Annotated in this window: 10 protein-coding genes; all 10 read right to left on the bottom strand. The window is 40.1% G+C overall.

The annotated features are described in order from the left end of the window. Positions 1 to 115: 115 nt before the first annotated feature. Complete coding sequence (gene mtaB, locus V7083_RS17710) at positions 116 to 1,489, bottom strand: tRNA (N(6)-L-threonylcarbamoyladenosine(37)-C(2))-methylthiotransferase MtaB (protein ID WP_335480345.1); 1,374 nt, start codon at positions 1,487 to 1,489, stop codon at positions 116 to 118. Positions 1,490 to 1,497: 8 nt separating this feature from the next. After that, positions 1,498 to 2,247 carry a 16S rRNA (uracil(1498)-N(3))-methyltransferase gene (locus V7083_RS17705; RefSeq protein ID WP_335480343.1) on the bottom strand — a complete coding sequence of 250 codons (750 nt, stop codon included), beginning with the start codon at positions 2,245 to 2,247 and terminating at the stop codon, positions 1,498 to 1,500. 109 nt (positions 2,248 to 2,356) lie between these two features. Beyond that, positions 2,357 to 3,298, bottom strand: a complete 942-nt coding sequence (prmA, locus tag V7083_RS17700; RefSeq protein WP_335480341.1) for a 50S ribosomal protein L11 methyltransferase — start codon at positions 3,296 to 3,298, stop codon at positions 2,357 to 2,359. Between the two features lie 18 nt (positions 3,299 to 3,316). Next, positions 3,317 to 4,450, bottom strand: a complete 1,134-nt coding sequence (gene dnaJ, locus V7083_RS17695; protein WP_335480339.1) for a molecular chaperone DnaJ — start codon at positions 4,448 to 4,450, stop codon at positions 3,317 to 3,319. Between the two features lie 125 nt (positions 4,451 to 4,575). Next, positions 4,576 to 6,414: a molecular chaperone DnaK gene (dnaK, locus tag V7083_RS17690; RefSeq protein WP_335480337.1), complete on the bottom strand. Its 1,839-nt coding sequence runs from the start codon at positions 6,412 to 6,414 to the stop codon at positions 4,576 to 4,578. Between the two features lie 30 nt (positions 6,415 to 6,444). Beyond that, positions 6,445 to 7,035 carry a nucleotide exchange factor GrpE gene (gene grpE, locus V7083_RS17685; protein ID WP_335480335.1) on the bottom strand — a complete coding sequence of 197 codons (591 nt, stop codon included), beginning with the start codon at positions 7,033 to 7,035 and terminating at the stop codon, positions 6,445 to 6,447. Positions 7,036 to 7,143: 108 nt separating this feature from the next. Then, positions 7,144 to 8,172: a heat-inducible transcriptional repressor HrcA gene (gene hrcA / locus V7083_RS17680; protein WP_335480333.1), complete on the bottom strand. Its 1,029-nt coding sequence runs from the start codon at positions 8,170 to 8,172 to the stop codon at positions 7,144 to 7,146. Between the two features lie 106 nt (positions 8,173 to 8,278). Then, a complete protein-coding gene (hemW, locus tag V7083_RS17675; RefSeq protein WP_335480330.1) occupies positions 8,279 to 9,424 on the bottom strand; it encodes a radical SAM family heme chaperone HemW in 1,146 nt (381 codons plus the stop codon). A 78-nt stretch (positions 9,425 to 9,502) separates the two neighbouring features. Continuing rightward, positions 9,503 to 11,338, bottom strand: a complete 1,836-nt coding sequence (gene lepA / locus V7083_RS17670; protein WP_335480328.1) for a translation elongation factor 4 — start codon at positions 11,336 to 11,338, stop codon at positions 9,503 to 9,505. 116 nt (positions 11,339 to 11,454) lie between these two features. Further along, entirely contained in the window at positions 11,455 to 11,781 is a 327-nt protein-coding gene (locus V7083_RS17665) for a DUF3679 domain-containing protein (RefSeq protein WP_335480326.1), read from the bottom strand. Between the last annotated feature and the right edge of the window lie 21 nt (positions 11,782 to 11,802).

The following is an 11,802-nucleotide window of genomic DNA, read 5'->3' as shown; positions in this document are numbered from 1 at the left end:
TGGTTTTCATCACCTGCATGAAGGACACTTGGAGCAGGGTATTTAACTCAATTGTCTTTCATCATATTGAATCCCCTTTACCCTAATCAAAAAAAGGACCAAACTGGTCCTTTTTTTACATAGCTGCTTCTTCTTTTGTAAATACTTCATCTTTTAGGAGTGCCGTATCCTCCACAACTCGGACAAATTGTCCTTCGTTGTATGGATAGCCGGCTTTTGTAATTTTCACTTTCACAATTTTTCCGATCATATCTTCGGTAGCTGGGACAACGACTCGTAGGTAATTGTCGGTATACCCCATATAAAGGCCAGAAGTCTCTCCTTCTTTATATTCCTCTTCCGGGATGACATCTAGGACTTCACCTTCGAATTGGGAAGCGTATTCCTTCGCTAATTGATCTGAAAGAGTAATTAAGCGGTGGACTCTATCGTTTTTAATTTCTTCATCGATCTGGTCTTCCATCCTTGCTGCAGGAGTACCTGTCCGCTTAGAATATGGGAACACATGCAACTCAGAGAATTTATGATCTTTTATAAAATTATAAGTCTCCATGAATTCCTCTTCTGTCTCACCAGGGAAGCCAACAATGACGTCAGACGTTACCGCTAGACCAGGAAGCACTTCTTTCAAGCGGTCCAATCTCTCTGCAAAAAATTCCATCGTGTATTTGCGGCGCATCCGCTTTAATACCGTATTTGAACCAGATTGGATGGGAATATGCAAATGACGGACAACAATATTGGATTGCTTGATTACTTCGATGACTTCATCGGTAATTTGGCTTGCTTCGATCGAAGAAATCCGCAGTCGTTCTAATCCTTTTACCTCTGCTTCCAAATCACGAAGCAACATGGCTAGATTATAGTCTTTCATATCCTCGCCATAGCCACCTGTATGAATTCCCGTTAATACAATCTCCTTATAACCGGCTTCTACAAGTTGTTGTGCCTGACGAATAACTTCCTGTGGATCACGTGATCTCATTAAGCCACGAGCCCAAGGAATAATACAGAAAGTACAGAAATTGTTGCATCCCTCTTGGATTTTAAGAGATGCACGCGTTCTATCTGTAAACGCTGGTACATCAAGTTCTTCATAAACACGGTTTTTCATAATATTGCCTACACCATTAATTGGCTGACGTTCTGCTTTGTATTGGTTAATATAATCAAGCATCTTAACCCGATCCTGTGTACCTACAACAATATCAACGCCAGGAATGGCCATAATTTCAGCCGGTGAAGTCTGGGCATAACATCCTGTTACACAGATCACTGCATCAGGATTTTTTCTTACAGCCCGTCTAATGACTTGGCGACTTTTTTTATCACCTGTATTTGTAACGGTACAGGTATTTACGACATATACATCTGAAATTGATTCAAAATCAACCCGGTCATAACCTTCTTGTTTAAACAATTGCCAAATGGCTTCTGTTTCATAATGGTTAACTTTGCATCCAAGTGTATGAAATGCAACTGTTGGCATTTGTGTTTTCACCTCAGTAATTCAAAATGATAGGAAACCGCCGCTAAAGCATATAAAGGCGCCGTTTCCGTTCTTAAAATACGCGGCCCTAAGCCGCACGGATGGAAATCATGATCTTTTAAAAGCTGTACCTCTTCACTTGCTAACCCGCCTTCAGGGCCAAATACAATCAGAAGGGATTCAGCTTTTTGCATTTTCCTTAGGATGCTTGAGAAGACTGAAACCTCACCATTTCGGCTTTCATCTTCGAAGGCAACTAATCTATAATCATAATTCTTGCTATGAATAAGCAATTCCTTAAAACTCATTTGATCAGAAACTTCTGGAATCCTATTACGATGAGACTGTTCAGCAGCTTCTTTGGCAATCTTTTGCCATCTTTCTATTTTCTTTGCTGCTTTTTTTTCATCCCATTTCACAACTGATCGTGCAGCCGAAAATGGAATAAACTTATGTGCCCCAAGCTCCGTTCCTTTTTGAATAATCCATTCAAGCTTGTCTCCTTTTGGCAGACCGCTTGCGATAGTAATCTTTATTGGGAGCTCAGAATTCTCTTCCTTCCATTGTACAACGTCTGCAACGACTCTTTTATCGGTAATTTCTGCAAGCCTGCATACAGCCTGCTTGCCGTCCGGATCAACACAAATAATCTGATCACCCATTTGCATGCGCATTACCTTGAAAATATGATGCCTGTCATCCCCGCTTATCAAAAATTGATCCTCATTTGTTCGTTGATTAACAAAGTAGCGTTGCACACGACGCACCCTCTCTAAAAACATTTTACTCTTTATTTTACTAAATCAGCTAACAATTTAAAAGTTAATTAACGTAAAAAAAGGGGATTAAACACCCCTTTTCAGCAATTTATTTCTTCTTTGCAATCATTGCAACCCAATCTTCCATTAAGATCGTTTCAATGATTTCAAAACCGGCATCGATTAAAGCTTCTTTTACCTGATCTTTCTTTGGCTGAATGATTCCTGAGGTAATAAATAAACCACCAGGCTTTAAGACACTTGCAGCTGAATCAGTAAATCTCAAAATGACCTCAGCTAAAATATTCGCAACAATCACATCTGAAGAGTTTTCTTCCACTCCATCAAGCAGGTTGTTTTGCGATACAGTGACAAGATTGTTGACTTTATTTAGCTTTATGTTTAGCTTTGCCTGCGTAACAGCTACTTCATCAAGATCATAAGCCCTCACATCTTCAGCTTCAAGCATTGCTGCAGCGATACTCAAAACCCCGGAACCAGTTCCGACATCAATCACGCGGTCACCTGGTTTTACCGACCGTTCCAATGCCTGAATACACATTACCGTTGTCGGATGTGTTCCAGTTCCAAAGGCCATGCCGGGATCCAATTCAATAATTAATTCATCCGTACTGACTGGATGATAAATTTCCCAAGTCGGGACAATCGTGAATCGCTCAGATATCTTAACCGGGTTATAGTACTTTTTCCAGGCGGTTGCCCATTCTTCTTCATTCACTTCACTAATGGTAACTTTATTCAAACCCAAATCAATATCAAAAATAATCAGGTTATTGATAGATTCTTTAATCGCCTCAACCGTTTCGCCTAAAAAACTATTCACCGGCAAATAGGCTTTTACGATGACACCCTCTTCCGGATAATCATCTGGATTGAGTTGGTAGATTTCTCCGAATTGATCTTGTCTTTCCTTTGTTAACTCAAATGGGTCTTCAATGACTACGCCGCTCGCACCAGCCTCGTGCAAAATATTAGAAATCGGTTCGATCGCTTCATTGGTTGTGTGGATACTTATTTCAGACCATTTCATATCTGCCAACTCCAATCCTTATTCGCCTTTAAATGCTCGTTTTACTTTAGAGAAAAAGCTTTCTTCATGATCTCCGAGCGGAGCTGAACCACTAGCTTCAGCAAATTCACGGAGCAACTGTTTCTGTTTATCATTCAGTTTTGTAGGAGTAATAATACGCACCAAAATATGTTGATCCCCTACTCCATAACCACGGACGTTTGGTACACCCTTGCCACGGAGGCGGAATTTAGTACCTGTTTGAGTTCCGGCAGGGACTTTAAGTTTAACCTTACCATGAATCGTTGGAACTTCAATTTCATCCCCCAGTGTTGCTTGAACAAAGGTAATCGGCATTTCACAGTAAATGTCATCACCATCTCGTTCGAAGAATTCATGCTGACGAACATGGAAGACTACATAAAGATCTCCAGCAGGACCGCCATTAACACCTGCTTCACCCTGACCAGCTAGTCGGAGCTGTTGACCATCATCAATACCTGCAGGAATTTTGACATGTATTTTTCTGCGTTTTTTTACTTTACCCATACCGCCACAGGTTGAACATTTTTGCTTAATTTCTTTCCCTGTTCCGTTACAGTGTTGGCAGGTTCTTCGATTCACAATACGGCCAAATGGAGTATTCTGTTCTACACTTACTTGACCTGATCCATTACAATGCTTACATGTTTCTGGATTTGTTCCTGGTTTTGCACCTGATCCATGACACGTTTCGCACGTTTCTTCACGCGGAATTTCAATATCCGTTTCTTTTCCAAAAGCAGCCTCTTCAAATGAAATAGTCATTGTATATTGAAGATCTGCCCCTTGTCTCGGGGCATTAGGGTCTCTTCTCCGTGAACCCCCACCACCAAAAAACGTATTGAAAATGTCTTCAAAGCCGCCGAAGCCGCCACCAAAATCACCGCCACCGAAGCCACCAAAGCCCTGGTTCGGATCGGTATGCCCAAATTGATCGTATTGCGCCCTTTTTTGATCATCACTTAAAACTTCATAGGCTTCAGCAATTTCTTTAAACTTCTCAGCTGCATCCGCCTCTTTATTTATATCAGGATGATATTGTTTCGATAACTTTCGATAAGCTTTCTTTATTTCATCTTTTGAGGCGCCCTTGCTTACCCCCAGCACCTCATAGTAATCTCGTTTACTCATGATTACCACTCCCGAATTCATTCACATAAAGGTTATTGTAACACCTTAATTAAGGCAATTGCAATAAAAAAGCCAAAGCCCCGTGACTGACTTTGACTTTTTCATGACAATTAGGGTGTCGCTTTTTATTTCTCGTCTTTAACCTCTTCAAAATCAGCATCAACGACATTGTCATTTTTGCCTGCTGAGGTTGCTCCGTCTTGTTGAGCTCCCTCTTGTGCTTGTGCCTGTTGAGCAGCTTGTTCATAAAGCTTTACGGATAAATCTTGAACAATCTGCTGGAGAGCATCCTTTTTCTCACGCATTTCAGCTAAATCGTTTTTCTCAATTGCTTGTTTTAAAGCATCTTTGGCATCATTTGCCTTTGCCACTTCAGCAGCGTCTACTTTGCCTTCTAGATCTTTTAATGTTTTTTCAGTAGTGAAAACAAGCTGGTCTGCTTCATTACGCAATTCTGCTTCGTCTTTCTTCTGCTTATCAGCATCCGCATTCATTTCTGCTTCGCGAACCATTTTTTGAATTTCTTCATCTGATAGACCCGTTGAAGATTTAATTGTAATTTGTTGTTCTTTATTTGTCCCAAGGTCTTTTGCACGAACATTTACGATTCCGTTTTTATCGATATCAAATGTAACCTCAATTTGCGGAATACCACGTGGAGCCGGAGGAATATCCGCTAATTGGAAACGACCTAATGTTTTGTTATTGGCTGCCATTGGACGCTCTCCTTGAAGAACGTGAATGTCAACTGCAGTTTGATTATCGGCTGCTGTAGAAAATACTTGCGATTTTGATGTTGGGATTGTTGTATTCCGATCAATTAACTTTGTAAATACGCCACCCATTGTTTCAATTCCAAGTGATAATGGAGTAACGTCAAGTAAAACAACATCCTTTACATCTCCAGTGATAACACCGCCCTGGATGGCTGCTCCCATTGCCACGACTTCATCAGGGTTAACGCCGCGATGTGGCTCTTTACCTGTTGCTTTTTTTATCGCTTCTTGTACAGCTGGGATACGCGTTGAACCACCAACAAGAATGATTTTATCGATATCAGCAGCTGTTAAGCCAGCATCACTTAATGCTTGACGAGTTGGTCCCATTGTACGCTCTACAAGATGTGCCGTTAATTCATCGAATTTTGCTCTTGTCATAGAAACTTCAAGGTGCAACGGACCTGCAGCTCCTGCAGTGATAAACGGCAAGGAAATTTGAGTTGTTGTTACACCTGATAAATCTTTTTTCGCCTTTTCAGCTGCATCTTTGAGACGCTGTAATGCCATTTTATCTTGTGACAGGTCAATACCGTTTTCTTTCTTAAATTGATCAACGAGGTAATCAATGATTACTTGGTCAAAATCGTCACCGCCAAGTCGGTTGTCACCTGCAGTAGCTTTTACTTCGAATACACCATCGCCTAATTCAAGGATGGACACATCGAACGTACCGCCGCCAAGGTCATAAACTAAAATCGTTTGATCTTGATCTGTCTTATCTAGACCATAAGCAAGGGCTGCTGCTGTTGGCTCGTTGATAATACGCTCCACTTCAAGACCGGCAATCTTCCCTGCATCTTTAGTCGCTTGACGCTCAGCATCATTAAAATATGCTGGTACTGTAATAACCGCTTTGGTTACAGGCTCTCCGAGATAATCTTCTGCATATGACTTCAAATATTGAAGAATGATAGCTGAAATTTCTTGCGGAGTATATTGTTTACCCTCAATTTCTTCTTTATATGTTGTCCCCATATGACGTTTAATGGACATAATTGTATTTGGATTTGTAATCGCCTGGCGTTTAGCAACTTCCCCAACTTGGCGTTCCCCATTTTTGAATGCAACAACAGATGGAGTTGTGCGGTTTCCTTCCGGATTTGGAATTACTTTAGGTTCTCCACCCTCAAGTACAGCCACACAGGAGTTTGTTGTACCGAGGTCAATACCGATAATTTTACTCATTACCATGTTCCTCCTTTAATTTATGTAGACCTACAAATTCACTTTCACCATTGAAGGTCGGATCACTCGATCTTTTAATAGGTAGCCTTTTTGGAATTCATCTATCACAACATTGGAGCCAAAGTTGGAATCTTCTCCCTGCATCACGGCATGATGCTGATGTGGATCAAATTCTTTACCAACGGCTTCAATTGGTTCGACGCCTTCTTTTTTTAGAGCATCTACTAAACTGCGATAAACCATTTCCATGCCTTGAAGTAATGACTTCGTTTGTTCATTTTCTGCTTCCATTTGCATGGCTCTTTCAAAGTTATCTAGTGCCGGAAGTAAATCGGTTGCGAGTTTCTGCGCGCGATATTTTTCACTTGCTTCTTGCTCCAAGCGAGTACGACGGCGAAAGTTATCAAAATCAGCCTGTAGGCGTAAGTATCTATTATCAGCCGCTTCCAGCTGTTCTTTTAATAATTTAATTTCTTGAAGCTTTTCTTCCAAAGGATTGACTTCCACTTCTGGCTGGTTCTCTTCCGTTTCCACGGCACCTTCGGCAGTTGTATTCTCTTCTTGAAGGTTTTGCTTCTCTTCCATTTGTTCATTTACCATATTATTCGTTTCTTTTGTCAACTTGCTCACCTCCCTTAAAGGGTTATTCGTATATTTTAAATCAATAACACATCCATGGTAATAGGGGTGAAATATTGATGATTTCACCCTTACTCAATATTACCAGTGCTATTTATTTTGATACAATTTGGTTAAAACTGTTGTTAGATCATGACTGAGAATACGAAGTAAACCGATCACCCGTGAATATTCCATTCTTGTAGGACCAAGGATAGCAATAGTTCCAAGCTTTTCCTCTCCAGCCGAGTACGTGGCTGTGATCAGGCTGCATTCTTCCATTGCGCTATTTTGATTTTCACTGCCGATTTTCACATGAATTCCTTTTGAGTGTTTTCTCAAATTCGCAATCCATTCTTCCTGGTCCATGATGTTCAATAAGTTGCGAACCTTGGTTATATCGTGAAATTCCGGGAGACTTAACATATTTGTTTTACCACCAAAGAAAAGCTTTTCAGATACCGGCATTTTTAAAAGCTGCCCAAGGGTAAGCATCATCAAATCATAATTATGAATATGCTGCCTTAACATCATTGCCACTTCTTTGTAAATCTTATCATTTAAGTCCTCTAACGGCACTCCGGTCAATCGCTCATTTAAAATATTTACTGTCTTTTCAAAATCACCTGCATGAACAGAGGAAGGCAGGGAAAAGGTTTTATTTTCTACATGACCAGTATCGGTTACAAAGATGGCAACTGCCGTTTCTTGGTTTAAAGGGATGATTTGAATTTTTTTCAGCTTATTGACACTTGTTGCCGGACCGAGAACAATGGATGTATAGTTCGTTAACTCTGATAGAATCCTTGCAGATTTTTGAATGATATTTTCGAATTCAAAAATTCGCTCTGCAAAAATGGATTGAATTACGTTTACATCTTGCTTTGTTAAAGCCTGAGGCGTAAGCAAATGGTCGACATAGTATCGATACCCTTTTTCAGATGGAACCCTACCTGAAGAAGTGTGAGGTTTTTCGATAAAACCCATTTCTTCAAGGTCAGCCATTTCATTTCGAATTGTCGCAGAACTAAACGAAATTTCATCTTTTTTCGACAAACTCCTAGAGCCGACAGGTTGTGCAGATCGAATAAAGTCATCAACAATAACCTGAAGGATTAACAATTGACGATCTGTTAACAACATACATCACCTCTGTTAGCACTCATTAATGACGAGTGCTAATTATATTAATAAATTATCAAAAAGGGGCAATGGTGTCAATCAAAAAGAACGCAATAACAGGCGTTCAATTCAAGACTACACCTAGAAATGATTGGAAGACCTCATTCCCTAATAAACGGCCCTTTTTGGTTAAATAAATCTCATCTTCGGTCATTTTTATCCACTGTTTTTCGACTAAGTCTGCCAATTCTTTTTTAAAAAGTACTCGAGGATCCCGGTCAAATTTCTCCATAAAACGTTGAATGGAAACCCCCTTCGCCTTCCGTAAGCCCAAAAACATCTCTTCCTCCATTTGTTCGCCAGTCGAAACCTTATGAGTCTCAAATACAGGTAATTGACTATTTAATAGGGTATCCATATATTTTTTTATCGGACCAATATTTGACCGCCTTACCTCTCCAAGATAACTATGAGCCCCCGCACCGAACCCAAAATAATTTTCGTTATTCCAATAGGTTAGATTATGTTTACTTTCATAGCCTTTCTTTGAAAAATTACTGATTTCATATTGGTGGTATCCGTGCTTTTCCATTTCCTCCATCAACATTTCATACATTTGTGCTTCAGTATCTTCTCCTGGGGTTAGCAACTTCCCTTTTTTCATTAAATTATAAAAAACGGTCTTCGGTTCAATGATTAGAGAATAAGCAGAATAATGCGGTAGATCTAGTGAAAACGCAGCTGTTAAAGAATCTTTAAAATCCTGGGAAGTTTGTGTCGGAAGACTGAAAATGAGATCTATACTAATATTCTCAAAACCGACTTGTTTTGCTTTTTCAATCGTTTGATAAACATCTTTGGCACGATGAATTCGGCCGATTTTTTGCAGCAATTCATCATTAAACGTTTGCACACCAAGACTAATGCGATTTACGCCCGCTTCCTTTAATATTTGTAACTTCTGGGCAGACAAATCACCTGGATTGACTTCAAAGGTAAATTCTAACGATTCTGATCTAGGCAAGTTCCGGAGGATACTATCACATAACTGTTCTAACTGCTGTTCATTTAAGGACGTCGGTGTCCCTCCACCTACAAAGATGGTGTCTAGGTGATTTGTCGGGTACTTACGTAAGGTTAACTGCATCTCCCTTTCCAAAGTCTTAAGATACTCCTCTACCGGCTGCCCTTTTAAAAAGACTTTGTTAAAATCACAATAATGGCAGATCTGTTCACAAAAGGGGATATGAAGATATGCTGATTTAATCATGTTCCACACCTACTGTCTTATTAACAAAAGGAGGCAGGCACCACCTTAAAAGGTTTGTCCTTACCTCCTTGTCAGATATTATTTTTTTGAATTGCTATCATCCATTTTTAAGACGGCCATAAACGCTTCTTGCGGAACCTCAACAGAACCGACCTGTTTCATCCGCTTTTTCCCTTCTTTTTGTTTTTCAAGAAGCTTACGTTTACGAGAAATATCTCCGCCGTAACATTTTGCCAATACGTTTTTCCGCATGGCTTTAATCGATGAACGAGCCACAATCTTTGTTCCAATAGCAGCCTGTACAGGTACTTCGAATTGCTGCCTTGGAATTAGTTCCTTCAGTTTTTCAACAATGACCTTACCACGTTCATAAGCAAAATCTTTATGGACAATAAAACTGAGGGCGTCGACTGTTTCACCATTTAATAATATATCCATTTTAACCAGTTTGGATGGTTTATAACCAATTAGTTCGTAATCAAATGATGCATAGCCTCTGGTGCTTGACTTCAATTGATCAAAGAAATCGTAAACAATTTCTGCCAGTGGTATTTCATAGATAATGCTGACTCGATTTTCATCCAGATATTGCATATCAATAAAAATGCCCCGTTTTAGCTGACAAAGCTCCATGATAGCTCCAACATAATCATTCGGTGACATCATGGTGGCTTTTACATATGGCTCTTCAACCCGATCAATTTTCTGTGGATCCGGCATATTGGATGGGTTATCAACCTTGATTTGTGCACCGTCTGTCATGTGTACATGATAAATAACGCTTGGTGCAGTGGTAATCAAATCAATTTTAAATTCCCGTTCAATTCTTTCCTGGATAATTTCCATATGGAGAAGTCCTAAGAAACCGCAACGGAAGCCAAAACCTAAAGCTTGAGACGTTTCCGGCTCAAATTGCAGAGCGGAATCATTTAACTGAAGCTTTTCGAGTGCTTCTCTCAGATCATTAAACTTCGCCGTATCAATCGGATACAAGCCGCAGTAAACCATTGGATTTAACTTTCGATAACCAGGAAGCGGCTCGGTTGCACCATTTTTTGCATTGGTGATGGTATCCCCTACACGGGTATCTCCGACATTTTTAATGGAAGCTGTTAAAAATCCTACATCACCTACAGATAACTCGTCGCGAAGCACCGCTTTTGGTGTGAAAACACCAACCTCATTGACTTCAAATTCTGCTCCAGTAGCCATCATTTTGATTTTGTCACCGACTTTTACCGTGCCTTCTACTACACGAATATAGGCGACCACACCCCGATAGGCATCATAGAGTGAATCAAAGATTAAGGCCTTTAATGGAGCCTCAGGATCTCCGGGCGGTGCTGGTACTTTTTCAACGATTTGTTCCAAGATTTCTTCAATCCCGATACCTGCTTTTGCAGAAGCAAGAACTGCTTCTGTGGCATCTAAGCCAATGACATCCTCGATTTCATTGCGCACGCGTTCTGGATCTGCACTTGGTAAGTCAATTTTATTGATGACAGGTAAAATCTCCAGGTCATTATCCAAAGCCAAATAGACATTCGCCAATGTCTGTGCCTCAATTCCTTGCGCAGCGTCTACTACCAGTATAGCTCCTTCACAAGCAGCAAGGCTCCGGGAAACTTCATACGTGAAATCGACGTGTCCTGGAGTATCAATTAAATGGAAGATATATTCTTCTCCATCTTTGGCTTTATATTTTAATTGAACTGCATTCAGCTTAATGGTAATACCGCGTTCACGTTCAAGATCCATTGAATCTAATAGCTGGTCCTTCATTTCCCGAGAGGAAAGGGCGTTTGTTTTTTCTAATATGCGATCTGCCAGCGTGGATTTCCCGTGGTCAATATGCGCAATAATCGAGAAATTTCTTATTTTAGATTGTCTTTCGAGTCTTTTTTCTTTATTCATGTCGTTCACTCCTACTTCTCTCGCGCCTGTACACTATTTTTGATTATATCAGTAGGAAAAATAAGATTCAATTAGAAAAGTGGAAGCGCGCCCCCCTTGAGGCACGCTGGTTCCATTTATTCAGCTATTTTTTCAATTAGTTTTCCCGATGCATTTGTCAAACCTTCCGACATTTTTTTTCCCATGGATGAAAAGAAATTGAAAGCATTGAGTTCCTCCAGCCGTTTCTTTTTGGCGGATAAGTCATGACTAGAGATATTATTACCTAAAAAGGTGGCACTAAAATCTTTATCTTTTTCATTTATGGAAACTGCATTTCCTAGATTCGGATCATTGTACCCTTTCATTTTATGAATTCCATTGTTGGCGAGTTCCATACCAGTTAATACAGAGATAAACATGAGCGCTACGACCAGAATGCTTTTAACCATAAACATTTTCATTTGGAAACGCCCCCTTCACTT

It is taken from the genome of Bacillus sp. JJ1764, from assembly GCF_036962145.1.
Lineage (GTDB): Bacteria > Bacillota > Bacilli > Bacillales > Cytobacillaceae > Neobacillus.
The sequence above is the reverse complement of the archived record's forward strand: the minus strand, read 5'-3'. Positions and strand labels throughout refer to the sequence as shown.